The sequence below is a fragment of the Paracoccus aestuariivivens genome (genome assembly GCF_009711225.1).
Lineage (GTDB): Bacteria > Pseudomonadota > Alphaproteobacteria > Rhodobacterales > Rhodobacteraceae > Paracoccus > Paracoccus aestuariivivens.
This window is the reverse complement of record NZ_WMIE01000002.1, coordinates 1-17,545: the sequence shown is the minus strand read 5'-3', so window position 1 is coordinate 17,545 and position 17,545 is coordinate 1. Positions and strand designations below refer to the sequence as shown.

Annotated in this window: 15 protein-coding genes; 10 read left to right on the top strand and 5 right to left on the bottom strand. The window is 62.7% G+C overall.

What is annotated here, in order from left to right; genetic code table 11:
- Positions 1 to 215 precede the first annotated feature (215 nt).
- The 4 genes from GL286_RS05525 to GL286_RS05510 all read left to right on the top strand — a co-directional run bounded on the left by GL286_RS05525 (position 216) and on the right by GL286_RS05510 (position 5,569).
- Positions 216 to 1,598, top strand: a complete 1,383-nt coding sequence (locus GL286_RS05525) for an L-serine ammonia-lyase (protein ID WP_155094571.1) — start codon at positions 216 to 218, stop codon at positions 1,596 to 1,598.
- Between the two features lie 132 nt (positions 1,599 to 1,730).
- Positions 1,731 to 2,606 carry a hypothetical protein gene (locus GL286_RS05520; protein WP_155094570.1) on the top strand — a complete coding sequence of 292 codons (876 nt, stop codon included), beginning with the start codon at positions 1,731 to 1,733 and terminating at the stop codon, positions 2,604 to 2,606.
- A 93-nt stretch (positions 2,607 to 2,699) separates the two neighbouring features.
- The gene (locus GL286_RS05515) at positions 2,700 to 4,919 is read left to right on the top strand and encodes a YjbH domain-containing protein (protein WP_155094569.1); all 2,220 of its coding nucleotides are present in this window, start codon (positions 2,700 to 2,702) and stop codon (positions 4,917 to 4,919) included.
- The gene (locus GL286_RS05510) at positions 4,916 to 5,569 is read left to right on the top strand and encodes a YjbF family lipoprotein (RefSeq protein WP_155094568.1); all 654 of its coding nucleotides are present in this window, start codon (positions 4,916 to 4,918) and stop codon (positions 5,567 to 5,569) included. Before GL286_RS05515 ends, GL286_RS05510 begins: the two co-directional genes overlap by 4 nt.
- Before the next feature lie 179 nt (positions 5,570 to 5,748).
- Here the strand turns inward: GL286_RS05510 and GL286_RS05505 are convergent, their stop codons facing one another.
- The 4 genes from GL286_RS05505 to GL286_RS05490 all read right to left on the bottom strand — a co-directional run bounded on the left by GL286_RS05505 (position 5,749) and on the right by GL286_RS05490 (position 8,282).
- A complete protein-coding gene (locus tag GL286_RS05505; protein ID WP_425496087.1) occupies positions 5,749 to 5,967 on the bottom strand; it encodes a hypothetical protein in 219 nt (72 codons plus the stop codon).
- Positions 5,968 to 6,178: 211 nt separating this feature from the next.
- Positions 6,179 to 6,964: an iron chelate uptake ABC transporter family permease subunit gene (locus GL286_RS05500; protein WP_155094566.1), complete on the bottom strand. Its 786-nt coding sequence runs from the start codon at positions 6,962 to 6,964 to the stop codon at positions 6,179 to 6,181.
- 2 nt (positions 6,965 to 6,966) lie between these two features.
- Entirely contained in the window at positions 6,967 to 7,767 is an 801-nt protein-coding gene (locus GL286_RS05495; RefSeq protein ID WP_155094565.1) for a metal ABC transporter ATP-binding protein, read from the bottom strand.
- Positions 7,764 to 8,282 carry a Fur family transcriptional regulator gene (locus tag GL286_RS05490; RefSeq protein ID WP_155094564.1) on the bottom strand — a complete coding sequence of 173 codons (519 nt, stop codon included), beginning with the start codon at positions 8,280 to 8,282 and terminating at the stop codon, positions 7,764 to 7,766. Before GL286_RS05490 ends, GL286_RS05495 begins: the two co-directional genes overlap by 4 nt.
- An 87-nt stretch (positions 8,283 to 8,369) precedes the next feature.
- Between GL286_RS05490 and GL286_RS05485 the strand changes: the two genes are divergently transcribed.
- Both GL286_RS05485 and hemP read left to right on the top strand, forming a co-directional pair.
- Entirely contained in the window at positions 8,370 to 9,362 is a 993-nt protein-coding gene (locus GL286_RS05485; RefSeq protein WP_155094563.1) for a zinc ABC transporter substrate-binding protein, read from the top strand.
- A 114-nt stretch (positions 9,363 to 9,476) separates the two neighbouring features.
- Entirely contained in the window at positions 9,477 to 9,653 is a 177-nt protein-coding gene (hemP, locus tag GL286_RS05480; protein ID WP_155037975.1) for a hemin uptake protein HemP, read from the top strand.
- A gap of 81 nt (positions 9,654 to 9,734) precedes the next feature.
- Here the strand turns inward: hemP and GL286_RS05475 are convergent, their stop codons facing one another.
- Positions 9,735 to 11,441, bottom strand: coding sequence for a pseudouridine synthase (locus GL286_RS05475; RefSeq protein WP_211596223.1), 1,707 nt, complete (start codon positions 11,439 to 11,441; stop codon positions 9,735 to 9,737).
- A 108-nt stretch (positions 11,442 to 11,549) separates the two neighbouring features.
- Here GL286_RS05475 and GL286_RS05470 point away from each other — a divergent pair, with 108 nt between their 5' ends.
- The 4 genes from GL286_RS05470 (at position 11,550) to GL286_RS22290 (ending at position 16,927) form a co-directional block, all read left to right on the top strand.
- Positions 11,550 to 11,999: a nucleoside deaminase gene (locus tag GL286_RS05470; protein WP_155094562.1), complete on the top strand. Its 450-nt coding sequence runs from the start codon at positions 11,550 to 11,552 to the stop codon at positions 11,997 to 11,999.
- Positions 12,000 to 12,089: 90 nt separating this feature from the next.
- Complete coding sequence (gene pyc, locus GL286_RS05465; protein WP_155094897.1) at positions 12,090 to 15,524, top strand: pyruvate carboxylase; 3,435 nt, start codon at positions 12,090 to 12,092, stop codon at positions 15,522 to 15,524.
- Positions 15,525 to 15,632: 108 nt separating this feature from the next.
- Positions 15,633 to 16,511 (top strand): MBL fold metallo-hydrolase, encoded by an 879-nt coding sequence (locus GL286_RS05460; protein ID WP_155094561.1) that lies wholly within the window; start codon positions 15,633 to 15,635, stop codon positions 16,509 to 16,511.
- A 233-nt stretch (positions 16,512 to 16,744) separates the two neighbouring features.
- The gene (locus GL286_RS22290; protein ID WP_155094560.1) at positions 16,745 to 16,927 is read left to right on the top strand and encodes a hypothetical protein; all 183 of its coding nucleotides are present in this window, start codon (positions 16,745 to 16,747) and stop codon (positions 16,925 to 16,927) included.
- Positions 16,928 to 17,545 lie beyond the last annotated feature (618 nt).

Below are 17,545 nucleotides of genomic sequence, written 5' to 3'. Positions count from 1 at the left end.
ATGCGGAAGAATGGGGCGACTGCCTTTTCGACAGGCTTAACGCACCGCATCACGTTTGCTTAATAAACAGGCTCGATGACTGGATATAGTGCAGAGGACGTTTCGTCAAATGTCGCGGAACTGCCTGACGGGTGACGCAGCGCCTCTGGTAGGCCGGATGGGTCCGCACTAGCTTGGACCCAAGCCAGCAATTTGGCCAGCAAAGGTGGAATGCGATGTTTCTGTCGGTTTTCGACATCTTCAAGATCGGGGTCGGCCCCTCGTCCTCGCATACGATGGGACCGATGGTGGCCGGAGGCCGCTTTCTGGAGGCGCTTCGCGCCCAGCCCTTCCGCCCTCACGGTCTGCGCGCCAGCCTGCATGGCAGTCTGGCTTTCACCGGCAAGGGGCATGCGACCGATCGCGCTACCATACTTGGACTGGCAGGATTTCTGCCAGAAACCATGGATGCCGAGGCAGCCGAGACGGCGTTGGCGGCAAACCGGAATTCCCGCACCCTTACGCCTGCGGATCTGGGCGAACTGGCCTTTGATCCCGATGCCGACCTGATCTTCGACTACGACCATGCCTTGCCCGGCCATGCCAACGGCATGACGCTGATGGCGACCGACGCGCAGGGCGATGTCATCTATCAGCAGGTCTATTACTCAATCGGCGGTGGCTTCGTTCTGACCGAGGACGAGCTAGCCTTACGCGGCGACCGGACGCGCGGTGATGACGGTGACACCGTGCCATGGCCGTTTGTCTCGGCGGCCCAAATGCTGGATATGGCCGAAAAATCAGGCAAATCCATCGCAACCCTGAAGCGCGAGAACGAGCGGAAGTTCCGGTCCGATGCCCAGATTTCGACCGGCATCCGGCGGTTGTGGCAGGTGATGCGCGACTGCATGGATCGCGGCCTTGCAACCGGCGGAACCCTGCCCGGAGGGCTGTCGATCCGGCGCCGCGCCTCGGGCATCCATAGTTCGCTCAAATCCGAGGCCGGGATGAACCTGACGGCGCCCCATGTCATCAACGACTGGATGTCGATCTATGCCATGGCCGTGAACGAGGAGAACGCCGCAGGCGGACAGGTCGTCACAGCACCGACCAATGGCGCGGCGGGCGTCGTTCCGGCGGTGATCCGCTACTGGCTGGATCACGTTCCCGGCGCATCCGAGCGCCAGTTGGACGATTTCATGCTGACCGCCGCAGCCATTGGCGGACTGATCAAGCACAACGCCTCGATCTCGGGGGCCGAATGCGGCTGTCAGGCCGAAGTCGGCGCAGCCAGCGCCATGGCGGCAGCGGGCCTGTGCGCCGTCTTGGGCGGCACACCCGCGCAGGTCGAGAACGCCGCCGAAATCGCGCTCGAGCATCACCTTGGCATGACCTGCGATCCGGTCCGCGGTCTGGTGCAGGTCCCCTGCATCGAACGCAACGGCATCGGAGCAATCAAGGCGGTCGCAGCCGCCAGCCTTGCGCTACGCGGCGATGGCAAGCATTTCGTTCCCCTTGACGCCGCAATCGAGACGATGCGGCAGACCGGTCGGGACATGAACGAGAAATACAAAGAGACATCTTTGGGTGGACTTGCGGTGAACGTCCCCAACTGCTGAGGCAAAAACCGCGCAAATCTCCGCGCAGATTGGCCTGCAAGGCCGTTGCGGGGCGCTGGACGCTTGCCCAAAGCGGGGGGTTCCTGTAGCGATTATGACAAAGCAAAACTCCAAGGAACCGGGACAGAGCAGATGAAATTCCGTTCGGCTTTTGCCGTACTGGCGATGTCGGTGGCCGTGACCGCTTGCGGTGAGCTGCCTTTCCAGAAGAACACCCCCGAAGAGGCCCCCGCAGTCGAGAAGCCTGCTGGACCGCCCGCCGTGTCGCCGATCGACTCGCCAATCGAGACCGGAGAAGAAGGACGGCCGCTCGCTACCGCCGAGGCCAACACGGCGAATATCGCCATGTTCCGCGCCGCAGGTGCGGGCTGGACCGTCACCGCGAACAATTCCCGCGCCGTTTACGAGCGCTCGGGCGCGAAATCGACCGCCGTCTCGGTGCGTCGCATGACCTATGCCCGCGGCGTCGAGTTCATCGGCACGATGAACGGCTCGGTCTTCTCGCTGAACGTTCAGGCGGCCGAATGTCAGGCTGGCGACGTCAAGACCCCCTTCACCGCCAAACTGCGCGTCGGCAGCCAGCGCCTGTCGGGTTGCGCCGCCGCCACCGACACGATGCCGAAAGCGCAAGTGACCGCATCGTCGGCCGCGCCGAAGCCGAAATCGACCGCAAAGCCCAAGCCCGCTGCCGCGCCCGTGGCGAAACCGGCTGATCCGGCAACCACCACCCCGAGCACGGCGACGACCCCGGCTCCGGCGGCGACGGAAACCGCTCCGGCGACCACGGCTCCGGTCACCAGCACACCGCTGGCACCTGCCGTGACGACACCTGCGCCCGCAGCCGAGACGCCTGCGGCCACGCCCGCTCCGGCAACCACTCCGGCTCCGGCGGCCACGACGACCCCCGAAGCACCGGCTGCGACCACGCCAAGCGATGCTCCGGCCACGTCGGGAGTTCCGGCTCCGCAACTGATCCTGCCGCCCACACCTCCGGCAACGACCCAGTAATTCAGCTTCTGGCCCGTGCGATCCCAAGTCGCGCGGGCCTTGCCTAACCGCAGCCTCTCAGCCTGCGGGACGACATGTTAGAAGGACCCGCCGATGCGCGCCCATTCGACCCTGACCCGCCGCCTGCTGGCTTCGACCGTGCCGGTGGCTCTTTTGTTGGGACTGGGGGTATCTCCCGGTCTTGCCGATCCGCTGATCGGAACCAAGTTCAACAGCTACGGCCTGCCGGGCGGTATCGACACACCCACGGCGGAAATGCTGCCGGACGCGACCCTGAGCGCGACGTTGAACTATTCGGACCTCGCGCGCAAAAACGCGCTGGTCTTCCAGATCCTGCCCCGCCTGACTGTCGCGCTGCGCTACGCCCGTTTCGACTCGCAGGCGAACGGTGTTTCCCAATCGCGCGACTATATCTGGGACCGCAGCTTCGACCTGCGTTACCAGTTCCTTGACGAGAACCCGAACGGTTGGATGCCCGCTGTGGCCATCGGCCTTCAGGATTTTATGGGCACCGGCTATTACAGTGCTGAGTATCTGGTCGCGACCAAGACGATCAACCCGCGCCTGCGCGTCAGCGCCGGTCTTGGCTGGGGTCGTCTGGCGCAAAGCGGCGATATCGGCAGCCCCTTTGGCGACCGCCCCGGACCCGACGAGGAAGAAGGCGGCAAGCCCAATACCGACCAGTGGTTCAAGGGTGACATGGCACCCTTCGTCAGCGCGACGTGGCAAGCCACCGAGAAGCTGGCCTTGACCGCCGAATACTCGGGCGACAATTACGCCTGCGAAACCGGTATCGCCGAGGACTGCGCCCGCGATGTCTGGCTGAGCGACAAGGACGAGCTGAAGAACCACATCAACCTTGGCGCAAGCTACCAATGGGGCCAGAACTACCAGTTGGGTGCCTACCTGCTGGGTGGCCGGCAACTGGGGCTGCAGTTCTCGGTCGCGATGGATTCCAGTCAGGCCCCCTATCCTTCAGGGATCGAGAAGGCACCAGCACCGGTTCGCCCGCGCCCGTCTCCCTCGGCTGATCCCGAAGGTTGGTCCGGTGCATGGTCTGCCGACCCGACGGCCCAACCCGCGATCCAGAAAGTCCTGAGCGATGCCCTGGACAAAGAGGGGCAGACCCTCGAGTCGATGTCGCTCGACGCCAACCGCGCCGAGGTGCGGATCCGCAACCGCCGCTACATGCAGCATTCGCAGGCCATCGGTCGCACCGCGCGCCTGATGACGCGCGCCCTGCCTCCATCGGTCGAGACGCTGGTGATCACCACATCCGCCGACGGGCTACCGACATCCTCGGTCACGGTCCGCCGGTCCGATGTCGAGCGGCTCGAGAACTCGGAGGCGGGTCAGATCGCAGCGGCAGCGCAGCTGACCGATGCCGATCCGCGGCCGGGTAACCTGACCTTTACCGAAGGGTTATTCCCGCGCTTCAGCTGGGCCGTGAAACCCTATCTCTCGACGTCGATCTTCGATCCGGACGAGCCCTTCCGCTACGAAATCGGCGCAGAGGCGGTGGCCGAATACGAGTTCACCCCCGGACTGGTTGTCTCGGGGACCGTGCGCCAGCGCGTGCTCGGCACGACTGAACAGGAAGGCCCCGGAAGTCTTTCCGCCGAAGAATATGAAGCGCTGGACACGGATTACGCCTCGAACGGCGTTCCGCGCGTCCGCTCGGACAGCCGGATGTATTCGGGCAATGACAGCCCGACTATTCCGCGTCTGACCCTTGCATGGTACGCGAAGCCGACCGAAACGGTCTATTCGCGTGTCACCGTCGGCTTGCTCGAACGGGCCTATGGCGGCGCCTCGACCGAGGTCCTGTGGTGGCCGACCAACTCGTCTCTGGCGCTTGGTGCCGAGTTGAACCGCGTCAAGAAACGTGACTTCCGCGACGTCTTCGGCTTCCGCGACTACGAGGTCACTACGGGTCATGTTTCGGCCTATTACCAGTTCACCGACGGCATCCGCGCACAGCTTGATGTCGGTCAGTATCTGGCGGGCGACAAGGGCGCGACCATCACGGTCGAGCGTCAGTTCGCCAACGGTTGGCGCGTTGGTGCATGGGCCAGCAAGACCGATCTCAGCGACGAAGATTTCGGCGAAGGATCGTTCGACAAGGGCGTGAGCATCTCGATCCCGCTGGGCTGGGGCACGGGCGAACCCTCGCTGCGTCGTGTCGGCGGCGACATCCGTTCGCTTTCGCGCGACGGCGGCAGCAAGCTGCGCGTCGACGGGCGGCTTTACGACAAGGTCCGCGACAGCCAGTCCGGACAACTCTATCAAGGCTGGGGGAGGTTCTGGCGATGAGCGGGACGAAGATGCGCTTCATGCTGGGAGCCGCCGCACTCGCGATGCTGAGCGCCTGCGGCAATGTTGACAGCGACGAGGGCTCGATACCGGGCCTTCTGGCCGAGGCGGCGCGTCAGAGTGTCGCCCAGCGCAACCGTACCGAGGTCGCCGAAAAGGTCAGCCCCAGCGACATGGCTGCCACAGCACTTCGCGTCAACAAGGGGCCACTGATCCTTGTCGGGCTCGAGAATGCGGCCACGACACAGGTACTGGCCATGACGGGCGAGAACTCCGGTCAACGCACCTACATGACCACCAACGAACAGGCGATCATCCTGCGCGATGGCATGCTGGCCGGAACCCGAGGTTTGGGCCATGACTTGTCGGTTGCCGAAATGGCACCGTCCTCGGCGCTGATCCGTTCCGGTCGCAGCGGACAGGCCAATCGGGTGATGCGCTACTGGACCGGAGACGGGCTAGAGCGCCCGCTGCGGCTTGAATGCAGCATCGGTCCCGGACCGAAAGCGGGAGTCATTTTGGAAAGCTGCAAGAACGGCCCACTGGAAATCCAGAACAACTACATCGTTCAGGGCGGGCGGGTGACGGTCTCGCGGCAATGGATCGGGCCGGATCTGGGCTATGTGACCATTCAGGAACTGCGTCCCTGAAAATCAGGGCAGTCAACTCGAAAAAGCCCGCGGCAACGCGGGCTTTTTTCATGACGCGGCAACAGATGTGACCGAGGCGAGCGGACTGGCAAGATACGCGTTCGGCCGCGTCAGGGGCAGACAAAAAGAAATGGGCTGACCCGAGAGCCAGCCCATGAACCAAACTTCCCTAGGGAAGATTAGTTGGAGTCATCGTCATCGTCGTCGTCATCCGAAGCGACTGCAGCGATAACGCCGAGCAGCAGCAGAGCCGGAACAACGAGGCCAGCATTCGACGAAGCGGGCTTCTCGTCAACGACGACCGGCTCGACGTCAACGACGGGGGCGACGTAGCCACCGGCGAGGGCGGACGATGCCGTGAGGCCAAGGGCCAGGGCAAAGGTAGCAATTTTGGTCATGATCATGCTCCGTTCAGTAAATTTGAAAGCTGCCGTTTCCGACAACATCGGTGCAACAGTCGCATAAACCCAATGGCTTGGAAAGCGGTCTTGATGGCGCACTTTTCGTGCCGAAGTCGACTGTTGCATATTAGCCAACACATTTGAAGTCCGGCGGCAAGCTGCCAATGAGCCGGCCGATTCCCGCTTATACGGGAACCCCGACAGTTGATCACTCTTTGCCATAAAATACTAGAGTTAAAGCATAAATCGCCGCAGAAATGACAATGATCGAAGGACCGGCCGGCGTATCGAAGCGAAGGCTGCCCCAAAGCCCACCGCAGACCGAGATCGCACCGATAAACGTAGCGGAACCTGCCATCTGCTCAGGCGTTCTAGCGAGTCCACGGGCCGCTGCGGCCGGAATGACCAGTAACGCAGAAATGAGCAAAGCGCCCACAATTCGAATCGCGATTGCCACAACTATGGCCAGCGCGAGCGACAGTATCAGGCGTTCGGTCTCGGGGTTGATACCCGAAGCAAGGGCAAGTTCCTCGTTAACCGAGGCTGTGACCAGCCTTTGCCAGCGCCACAGCATCAGCCCCAATACAGCCGCCGCCCCAATCCAGATCCAGACCAGATCGGCTTTTGTCACGGCAAGAATGTCGCCGAACAGGTAGCTTTCCAGATTGACGCGCAACGACGGAACAAAGCTGACAGCCACCAGACCGGCGGCCAGCGCGGTATGTGCGATAACCCCAAGAACCGTGTCCGCGCTTTGGCCGCGTCCGGTCAGCCATGCGACCAGCAGCGCCATGGCAACCGCAACGGCCATGGTTCCGGCATAGAAAGGCAGCGAGAACGCAAAGCTCAGCGCCACGCCAAGGATCGCCGCATGCGACGTCGAGTCGCCGAAATACGCCATCCGCCGCCACACCACGAACGAGCCCAGTGTGCCGGTCGCCAGAACCAGCCCCAGTCCGGCGATCAGGGCACGGATCAGAAAATCATCTAGCATGTTCAGCCTTTGGCGTGGTCGTGAGCGTGAGCGTGATCATGGGCGCAGTCGGGGCCATGCACATGTTCATGGACGTGACCGACATCGTCATGGTCGTGGTCGTGATGGTGGCGATACAGTGCCAGAGTGCCCCGCGACTCGGCTCCGAACAGGGCGCGGTAGGCGGGGGCCGCGCTGACGGCCTGCGGCGTGCCCTGACAGCAGACATGCCCGTTCAGACACACCACGCGATCCGAGGCCCGCATCACCACCAGAAGATCATGACTAACCATCAGCACAGCGGCACCGGTCTCGGCGCGAACTTCCTCGATCAGCTTGTAAAAGGCGACGATGCCCGGCTGATCCAGACCCTGTGTCGGCTCGTCCAGAACCAGCAGTTGCGGCGCGTTCAGCAACGCCCGCGCCAGCAGAACCCGCTGGAACTGTCCCCCCGAGAGCGAGATGATCTGTCGCGACTCGAGCCCCGGCACGCCCGTGCGCTCCAACACTTGGGCTGCCTGAGCGTCATTGACCCGCAGCGGCAGGGACAGGAAGCGACGCACCGTCATCGGCATCGCGCGCTCGATATGGACCCGCTGCGGGACATAGCCGATACGCAGACCGGCCAGCCGCTCGACCTTGCCCGAGGACAGGGCCACCTGCCCTAGCAGCGCGCGGACCAGCGTCGATTTCCCCGAACCGTTCGGACCGACCACGGTCACGATCTCGGCCGGATCGATATGCATATCGATATGCGAAATCACCGGCCGATCCGCACCGGGATGGTTGACCGAAAGATCGCGGGCATCGATCAGGGCGTTCATACGTCCTGCGCCTTGGCTTGTTCGGCCTTTGCGCAGCGGGCACATATGCCAAGGATCTCGACAGTGCTGCGCTCGATGGTCAGGTCATGCGCGGCGGCCAAGGCGGCAAGCGCCTCGCGCATCTGCGGCGTATCGGCCTCGGCGACCTGCTCGCACAGGCGGCAGATCAGGAACGCGGGGGTGTGATCGCGCTGGTTCGACAGACAGGCGGCATAGGCGTTGAGCCGGCGCACGCGATGCGCCAGGCCTTGCTCGACAAGGAAATCCAGCGCACGATACGCCACCGGAGGTTGCTTGCCGAAGCCTTCCAGCGCCAGCCGCTCGAGCACCTCATAGGCCCCCATGGCGCGATGCGACTCGAGCAGGATTTCCAGCACACGGCGACGCACAGGGGTCAGGCGGACGCCTTCCTGTCGGGCCTGTTCCTCGGCACGGCGCAGCACGCTGGCCGCACAATGGTCATGGTCATGGGCATGGAACGGGTCCTGCGTTTCGGATTTCGACTCATGGCTCATTTTGTTATACTATCACAATTCACTTGACGCGTTACGATATAACATAAATAACCGCGCCGTTTCCGCAAGAGAGTCAGGATCATCCGCATGAAATCCCTTCGCCTTCCCTTGTTGGCCTCGGTCGCGTCACTGTCGTTTTGCGCCATGGCCAGTGCCGAGGTTCCTGTCGTCGTGACCGATATCCCCGCCATCGGCGCGCTGGCCCAGCAGGTCATGGGAGATCTTGGCACCCCCGAGGTTCTGCTGGAGGCGGGGGGCGATCCGCACCATTACCAGCTGCGTCCCAGCCAAGCCCGCACCCTGCAATCCGCAGGGCTTCTGATCTGGGTCGGCCCCGAACTAAGCCCGTGGCTGACGCGCGCAAGTGAAGGCATGAGTGACGGGACGTCGCTGCCGCTATTGATCCAGCCGGGAACAAAGCTGCGGGAATATAGCGCGGATCACGGCGACCACGACCACGACCACGACCACGACCACGACCACGACCACGACCACGACCACGACCACGACCACGACCACGAAGATACCGCCTCCGGCCATGAAGGCCACGATCATTCAGGTGTCGATCCCCATGCCTGGCTTGATCCGGCCAATGGTAAGCTCTGGCTTTCGGCGATCGCGGATGCCTTGGCCGCCCGTGACCCAAGCAACGCCGCGACCTATCGCAGCAACGCCGAGGCAGGGGCCGCCCGCATCGAGGCGCTGGACGCCCGCATTGCCGCAAGTCTGGCGCCTGTGAAGGAAAAGCATTTTGCCGTCTTCCACGATGCCTATGGCTATTTCACCGATCATTACGGGCTGGAGCCCGCTATCCCCGTTAGTCTGGGCGATGCCTCGACGCCTGCTGCCGCACGGTTAAAGGAGGTGCAGCAAACCATCACGGCCCGTCAGGTCGCCTGTGCATTCCCCGAGATCAACCACGATCCGAAACTGATGCATGTCGCGATCGAGGGAACGCAGGCCAAGCTTGGCACGGCGCTTGATCCCGAAGGAACGCAACTGCCCCAAGGCGCTGGCCTGTATGAAGCGATCCTTGAAAGTCTCGGTGATGCTTTGGCTGGATGTCTGGCTGGAAAATAAGCGATGTCGATTAATGGAAGTAGTCGGAGAATTAATTCCGACTATTTTCCTTTGACATGCCCAAGTATTTTTGTCAGGTTGTAGCTATCGCGACCGCTCAACGAGGATCTGGACATGACTGCGACCCGCCCCGCCGAATTCACGCGCCCCGGTGTGACCGCACTGCAGCGCCTGCCCCAATATGATGCCGAAGCCCTGACCGCCGGTGGAAACCAAGCCCTGATCGTTCTGGGCGACCAAGTCTACAATCTGCGCATCACCCGCGCCGGCAAGCTGATCCTGACAAAATAGGGCCGCAACCGGACAAGCCGAGAGCGACATGCGAAAAGGGCGCGGTGGTACCGCGCCCTTTTCGTAGTTCAGATTGAACGATCAGCCGCGACGCGGCCCCTTGGCCGGACCGCGGTCAGAGCCGCCACGCGGACCGGACTTCGGGCCGGGTTTCCCGCCAAAGCCGCCCGGTTTTCCACCCGGCTTTCCGAAAGGCTTGCCGCCACGGGCCTCCGGTTTGCCGTAGCTTTTGCGATCCCCGTCTTCGCGGCGAGCGAACGGCTTACGGTCGCCATCCTCACGCTTGGCGTAGGGTTTACGATCCCCATCCTCGCGACGGGCGAACGGCTTGCGGTCGCCATCGTCACGCTTGGCGTAGGGTTTACGATCCCCATCCTCGCGACGGGCGAACGGCTTGCGGTCGCCGTCCTCACGCTTGGCCCAAGGCTTGCGGTCGCCGTCTTCGCGCTTGGCGTAGGGTTTACGATCCCCGTCTTCGCGGCGGGCGAACGGCTTACGGTCGCCATCCTCACGCTTGGCCCAAGGCTTGCGATCACCTTCCTCGCGCTTGGCGTAGGGTTTGCGATCCCCGTCTTCGCGGCGGGCGAACGGCTTACGGTCGCCATCCTCACGCTTGGCCCAAGGCTTGCGGTCGCCGTCTTCGCGCTTGGCGTAGGGTTTACGATCCCCGTCCTCACGACGGGCGAACGGCTTGCGGTCGCCATCCTCACGCTTGGCCCAAGGCTTACGGTCGCCGTCCTCACGCTTGGCGTAGGGTTTACGATCCCCGTCCTCACGACGGGCGAACGGCTTGCGATCGCCATCCTCACGCTTGGCCCAAGGCTTACGATCACCGTCTTCACGCTTGGCGTAGGGTTTACGATCCCCGTCCTCACGACGGGCGAACGGCTTGCGGTCGCCGCGCTCAGATTCGCTGCGGCTGGCACCGTGATCCCGGAAGCTACGGGGCTTTTCGTCCATATCTCCGGTCAGCAGTCCGCCAAGCTGGTCGCGCAGCACCTTGCGTTTGATCTCGCGGACCTCGTTCTCCTCCATGCCGGTCAGCTTGAAGGGACCGTAACCGACACGAATCAGCCGGTTCACGATCAGACCGACATGCGACATGGCACGGCGGATTTCGCGGTTCTTGCCCTCGCGGATGCCGACGGTCAGCCAGGCATTTGCCCCCTGCTGGCTGTCGAGCGCGATCTCCATCGGCGCGAAATCCTCGCCGTCGATGGTGACGCCGCGACGCAGCGGCGCGAATGTCAGGTCATTGGGCGTACCGTTGACGCGAACGCGGTAGCGGCGCAGCCATCCGGTCGTCGGCAGCTCCAGACGGCGCTTCAGCTCACCGTCATTGGTCAGCAGCAGCAGCCCTTCCGAGTTAAGGTCGAGACGACCGACGGTCATCACCCGCGGCAGATCGCGTGGCAGGGCGTCGAACACCGTCTGGCGGCCTTTTTCATCCGCCTCGGAGGTGACCAGTCCGACCGGCTTGTAATACATCCACAGGCGGGTTTCCTGCGGCTCGTCCATTTTCTTGCCATCGATCGTGATCCGGTCCGAGGGCACGACGTCCAGCGCCGGACTGTCGATTTTCTTGCCGTTGACCGTCACGCGACCCTCAAGGATCATGCGTTCGGCTTCACGACGGCTGGCAACGCCCGCACGCGCCATCACTTTGGCGATCCGGTCGGCGTCGCCTTTGGGCGCACCGGAATCGGCTGCCGTTTCAACGGAAGCCTCGGGCGCGGATTCGGTGGTGGGGTTCTCCGGAAGTTCCGGGTTTTCTGGTGTATCGGTCATGGCGATCTCCTGCGCATCTCTGCGGTAGCAAAAGCGGCGCTCTATGCCAAAATATCCTACAATGAAAGCGGTTCTTGCGCGATGCGGCAAGTCGCGCCAAAAACCCGCATGGAATTTTCATCTTACATGCCCGTCGCCATGGCCGAGGCCCATGCCGCCGCCGCCCGCGGCGAGGTGCCCGTCGGTGCGGTCCTGATCGGAGCGGACGGGCAAATTCTGGCGCGCGCCGGCAACCGGACGCGTGAATTGTCGGACCCGACGGCGCATGCCGAAATCCTTGCCATCCGCGAAGCCTGCCGCAGCGTCGGCTCGGAACGGCTGCCCGGCGCACGGCTTTGGGTCACGCTGGAACCTTGCCCGATGTGTGCCGCAGCCATCTCTGCCGCGCGGATCGCGGTGGTCTATTACGGTGCGGACGATCCACGCATGGGCGGGGTGCGACACGGCGCTCGGGTGTTCGATCATCCGCAATGTCATCACCGCCCCGAGGTTTTTGAAGGCATCTCTGCCGCGGAATCACGCGAATTGCTGCGCAACTTCTTTCAAGAGCGTCGCTGACTGATACCTTTGGTCGCGTATGATGAACGCCCTCTTGCGCTGCAATGCAGCATGACTACCATGCCGGATGGCAATGTCGGGGGAGAGACGATGTTCAACAAGATTCTGGTCGCCAACCGTGGTGAAATCGCGATCCGTGTGATGCGGGCGGCGAATGAACTGGGCAAGAAAACCGTCGCCGTTTACGCCGAGGAGGACAAGCTGGGCCTGCACCGCTTCAAGGCGGATGAGGCCTACCGCATCGGCGAGGGCCTCGGCCCCGTTGCCGCCTATCTGTCGATCCCCGAGATCATCCGCGTTGCCAAGCTGTCAGGCGCCGATGCGATCCATCCCGGCTATGGGCTGCTGTCCGAGAACCCCGATTTCGTCGATGCCTGCGTGGCAGCGGGTATCACCTTCATCGGCCCCAGCGCCGACACGATGCGCGCGCTCGGCGACAAGGCCAGCGCGCGGCGCGTCGCGATCAGCGCCGGCGTTCCGGTCATCCCCGCGACCGAGGTGCTGGGCGATGACATGGAGGCGATCAAACTTGAAGCCGCCGAAATCGGCTATCCCCTGATGCTGAAAGCCTCATGGGGCGGCGGCGGTCGCGGCATGCGTCCGATCATGGGCCCCGAGGAATTGCCCGAAAAGGTCCGCGAGGGTCGCCGCGAGGCCGAGGCCGCCTTCGGCAATGGCGAGGGCTATCTGGAAAAGATGATCCTGCGCGCCCGCCACGTGGAAGTGCAGCTTCTGGGCGACAGCCATGGCGGACTTTACCACCTGTATGAGCGCGACTGCACCGTGCAGCGCCGCAACCAGAAGGTCGTCGAGCGCGCACCCGCCCCTTACCTCACGCCCGAACAACGCGCCGAGGTCTGCGGTCTCGCCCTGAAAATCGGGCAGGCCGTCGGTTACCAGAACGCGGGTACGGTCGAGTTCCTGATGGATATGGACAGCCAGCGCTTCTACTTCATCGAGGTGAACCCGCGCGTGCAGGTCGAACATACCGTGACGGAAGAGGTCACCGGCATCGACATCGTACAGTCCCAGATCCAGATTGCCGAGGGCGCGACCTTGGCCGACGCCACCGGAGCGGCCAGTCAGGACGATGTCCATCTGTCGGGCCACGCATTGCAATGTCGGGTCACGACCGAAGACCCGCTGAACAATTTCATCCCCGATTACGGCCGCATCACCGCCTATCGCTCGGCCACCGGCAACGGCATCCGGCTGGACGGTGGCACTGCCTATGCGGGCGGCGTCATCACCCGCTATTACGACTCGCTTCTGGTCAAGGTCACCGCCCATGCCCAGACTCCGGCCAAGGCCATCGCGCGGATGGATCGCGCCCTGCGCGAGTTCCGCGTGCGCGGCGTTGCGACGAATATCGACTTCGTCATCAACCTGCTCAAGCACCCGACCTTCCTGAACGACACCTATACGACCAAGTTCATCGACACGACCGAAGACCTGTTCCATTTCAGCAAGCGCCGCGACCGTGCAACGCGCATCCTGACCTATATCGCCGATATCTCGGTCAATGGTCATCCCGAAACGGCAGGCCGCCCCCTGCCCGCGGCGGATGCGAAAACACCGGTCCCGCCCAGATCCCGCGCCGAACCCGCACCCGGAACACGGCAATTGCTAGAGGAAAAAGGCCCGAAAGCCGTCGCTGACTGGATGCTGGCGCAAAAACAGCTGCTGATCACCGACACATCGATGCGGGACGGGCACCAGAGCTTGCTCGCGACGCGGATGCGCTCGATCGACATGATCCGGGTCGCGCCGACCTATGCCGCGAACCTGCCCGGCCTGTTCAGCGTCGAATGCTGGGGCGGCGCGACCTTTGACGTGGCCTACCGCTTCTTGCAGGAATGCCCGTGGCAGCGGCTGCGTGACATCCGCGCGCGCATGCCGAACCTGATGACCCAGATGCTGCTGCGGGCCTCGAACGGCGTCGGCTATACCAACTATCCCGACAATGTGGTGCAGGCCTTTGTGAAGCAGGCAGCATTCACCGGCATCGACGTTTTCCGCGTCTTCGATAGCCTGAACTGGGTCGAGAACATGCGCGTCTCCATGGATGCGGTCGTGGAATCCGGCAAGATCTGCGAAGGCGCGATCTGCTATACCGGCGACCTGCTGGACCCGGAACGCGCCAAATACGACCTGAAATACTATGTCGCCATGGGCCGCGATTTGCGCGATGCCGGAGCGCATGTGCTGGGCCTCAAGGACATGGCGGGACTGTTGAAGCCCGCCTCGGCCGGAGTGCTGATCAAGGCCCTGAAGGAAGAAGTCGGCCTGCCGATCCATTTCCACACCCACGACACCGGAGGCATCGGCGGTGCGACCATTCTGGCCGCGGCGGCGGCTGGGGTCGATGCGGTCGATTGCGCGATGGATGCGCTGTCGGGCAATACCAGCCAACCGACGCTCGGCTCGATCGTCGAGGCCCTGCACCGCACCGACCGCGATACCGGACTGGATATCAGCGCCATCCGCGAGATCTCGAACTACTGGGAGGCCGTGCGCGCCCATTACGCCGCATTCGAAAGCGGCTTGCAGGCCCCTGCCTCGGAGGTGTGGCTGCATGAAATGCCGGGAGGCCAGTTCACCAACCTCAAGGCGCAGGCCCGCAGTCTGGGGCTCGAGGACCGCTGGCATCAGGTCGCGCTGACCTATGCCGAGGTGAACAAGATGTTCGGCGATATCGTCAAGGTCACGCCCTCGTCCAAGGTGGTGGGCGACATGGCGCTGATGATGGTGGCGCAGGGTCTGACCCGTGCGCAGGTCGAGGACCCCTCGGTCGAGGTCTCGTTCCCCGATTCCGTCGTGGATATGATGCGCGGCAATCTGGGCCAGCCCCCCGGCGGATGGCCCGAAGCGCTGCAGAAAAAGATCCTCAAGGGCGAAACGCCGATGACGACGCGTCCCGGTGCCTCGATGCAGCCGGTCGATCTCGAGGCCGTGCGGGCCAAGCTCTCGGCCGATCTGGATGGCGCAGAGATCGACGACGAGGATCTGAACGGCTACCTGATGTATCCCAAGGTCTTCACCGACTACATGTCGCGGCATGAAACCTATGGCCCCGTCCGCACCCTGCCGACCAAGACCTTTTTCTACGGCATGGACCCCGGCGACGAGATCGAAGCCGAGATCGACCCCGGCAAGACGCTGGAAATCCGCCTGCTCACCTTGGGAGAGACGGACGAGAATGGCGATGTGAAGGTGTTCTTCGAGTTGAACGGCCAGCCCCGCGTCATCCGTGTGCCGAACCGCATGGCCAAGGCCCAGACCGTCGCCCGCCCCAAGGCCGACCCTGCCAATGACGGCCATGTCGGCGCGCCCATGCCCGGCGTCGTCGCCTCGGTCGGGGTGACAACGGGCCAGAAGGTCCATGCCGGTGACCTGATGCTGACCATCGAGGCGATGAAAATGGAAACCGGCATCCACGCCGACCGGGACGGCACCGTCAAAGCCCTGCACGTCTCCCCCGGCCAACAGATCGACGCCAAGGATCTGCTGGTCGAGATCGAGTGAAAAGCCGAAGGGCGCTTGTCGCCCTTCGGACTTCCCCTTGTCAGAATTAAGAAAATCCGCTCAGATTTGTCCGGATCTGGAACCTTCCCTAGCGGAGAGCATCACTGCATGAGTGCCGCGCCTGACGTTACGGGCTTCTACGAGAAGCAAACCGGCTCGATCCAATATGTCGTGGCATGCCCCGAGACGGGACATTGCGCGATCATCGACCCCGTACTGGATTTCGATGAAAAATCGGGCGCGACAGCCACAATCGAGGCGGACCGGATTTTGCGGTTCATCGCGGATCGCGGCTATGATCTGCAATGGATTCTGGACACCCATCCGCATGCCGATCACTTTTCCGCCGCAGACTACCTGAAGCATCGTACCAATGCGCCGACCGGTATCGGCGAAAAGGTCGTCGAGGTGCAGAAGCTTTGGAAGGGTTTCTACAACTGGCCCGAATTCCCGACTGACGGCAGCCAATGGGACAAGCTATTCGCTGATGGCGAGACGTTCATGCTGGGCAATCTTCCGGTACAGGTGATCCATTCCCCCGGGCATACGCTGGCATCTGTGACCTATGTGATCGGCGACGCCGCGTTCATCCACGACACGATGTTCATGCCAGACAGCGGCACGGCACGCGCGGATTTCCCCGGCGGAAGCGCGCACGCCCTTTGGGCCTCGATTCAAAGAATTCTCGGCCTGCCCGACCGCACGAGGCTGTTCACCGGCCATGACTATTGCCCTTCAGGCCGCCCACCCGCATGGGAATCGACCGTGGCCGAGCAGCGAACCACAAACGTTCATGTGGCGCGCTACCTGACCGAACCAGAGTTCGTCGCCGCCCGCGAGGCCCGTGACAGCACCCTGCCGATGCCTCGCCTGATCCTGCAGTCACTGCAGATCAACACCAACGCCGGACGTCTTCCCCAGCCCGAAGCAAATGGGCGAAGCTATCTCAAGATTCCACTGAATCTGCTGCAGTCGCCCTGGGGGTGAAATCGGAGGGCTGCCTAGCTGTTTGCACCTTGAACAGAGCAACTCGCCACTTTGGAAGCGACTCTGCCCCCAATCGAAGGGCGTAGACCAGTTCCCAATGACGGTGCCAAAGCTGTCAGGTGGAACCACGTCGGAGTACCCGTTTTTGTCGACATCATTTGGACTCAGACGAGAGGCTGCGGATATCAGGCAGGGTTGCGCGCAGACTTCTCGGCCCTCTGAAGCTGGATCGTATGAAGCTGGATTTTTCAGCTAACCTTCTCAAAGGGAGTGGCAAAGGCGCATCGGTGTCCAGGAATTGCCTCAAAGCTGTGATCGGCCACCTATTCTGCCTGGAAAAAGAAATTGGCGTACTGCTGTCCGGCAAGATGCATCGGTTGAAGCAACTCGAGGGTGTGAACGCGCGATTGAAGTAAATCGTCGCGGATCCGACGCTCGATCGGCAGATGTTGCAAGACGTCACTCGACAAAAGTTCCGAAGCCGACACGGACGCAAGAACTGTTTCACGGGATCTGCGCAGATTGGGCGGTCCCGATCGGCGGGGCATGTGGCGCTGCGAGGATCGACTGTTCATGCTATCATTACAATTCGCGCCGACCGATCCGGCAGAGCTAAAACAGCGAATCAACGAGATCTGCGCTAGACGTGTGCGCTATGGCGATCACCGCGGTTGGTCAGCATTACGATGGTCAACAATGTTTACGGGGCCGTGGGACTACAACGGCGAATCAAAACCCCGAAACAACTGGCGAAGGTCAAGCTGCGCGAAATCGCGCTGAGACCATTGGGCCGAACGACGCTTGGGTAATGGAATTTGTCTACGGCCAGTTGGCCCGAGGTAAGAAGCTGCGTATCCTGACCATCTTCGACACACATTCCTGCTATTTGGTCCGCTCTGAACAACCGTTTCAGGCGAGTGCCAATGCACCCTGACGTCTGTTTGCATCCCGGATGGTCGTCGCACCCAGCTTAAGGAATAGAGAGCAAAGCGCCCGGAGATGAGCCCGTATCTTGCGGATGTTGTGACCGCAGG

Coding starts and splice junctions, on each gene's coding strand:
- GL286_RS05525 (WP_155094571.1), top strand. CDS start 216: ATGTTTCTGTCGGTTTTCGACATCTTCAAGATCGGGGTCGGCCCCTCG.
- GL286_RS05520 (WP_155094570.1), top strand. CDS start 1,731: ATGAAATTCCGTTCGGCTTTTGCCGTACTGGCGATGTCGGTGGCCGTG.
- GL286_RS05515 (WP_155094569.1), top strand. CDS start 2,700: ATGCGCGCCCATTCGACCCTGACCCGCCGCCTGCTGGCTTCGACCGTG.
- GL286_RS05510 (WP_155094568.1), top strand. CDS start 4,916: ATGAGCGGGACGAAGATGCGCTTCATGCTGGGAGCCGCCGCACTCGCG.
- GL286_RS05505 (WP_425496087.1), bottom strand. CDS start 5,967: ATGACCAAAATTGCTACCTTTGCCCTGGCCCTTGGCCTCACGGCATCG.
- GL286_RS05500 (WP_155094566.1), bottom strand. CDS start 6,964: ATGCTAGATGATTTTCTGATCCGTGCCCTGATCGCCGGACTGGGGCTG.
- GL286_RS05495 (WP_155094565.1), bottom strand. CDS start 7,767: ATGAACGCCCTGATCGATGCCCGCGATCTTTCGGTCAACCATCCCGGT.
- GL286_RS05490 (WP_155094564.1), bottom strand. CDS start 8,282: ATGAGCCATGAGTCGAAATCCGAAACGCAGGACCCGTTCCATGCCCAT.
- GL286_RS05485 (WP_155094563.1), top strand. CDS start 8,370: ATGAAATCCCTTCGCCTTCCCTTGTTGGCCTCGGTCGCGTCACTGTCG.
- hemP (WP_155037975.1), top strand. CDS start 9,477: ATGACTGCGACCCGCCCCGCCGAATTCACGCGCCCCGGTGTGACCGCA.
- GL286_RS05475 (WP_211596223.1), bottom strand. CDS start 11,441: ATGACCGATACACCAGAAAACCCGGAACTTCCGGAGAACCCCACCACC.
- GL286_RS05470 (WP_155094562.1), top strand. CDS start 11,550: ATGGAATTTTCATCTTACATGCCCGTCGCCATGGCCGAGGCCCATGCC.
- pyc (WP_155094897.1), top strand. CDS start 12,090: ATGTTCAACAAGATTCTGGTCGCCAACCGTGGTGAAATCGCGATCCGT.
- GL286_RS05460 (WP_155094561.1), top strand. CDS start 15,633: ATGAGTGCCGCGCCTGACGTTACGGGCTTCTACGAGAAGCAAACCGGC.
- GL286_RS22290 (WP_155094560.1), top strand. CDS start 16,745: ATGAAGCTGGATTTTTCAGCTAACCTTCTCAAAGGGAGTGGCAAAGGC.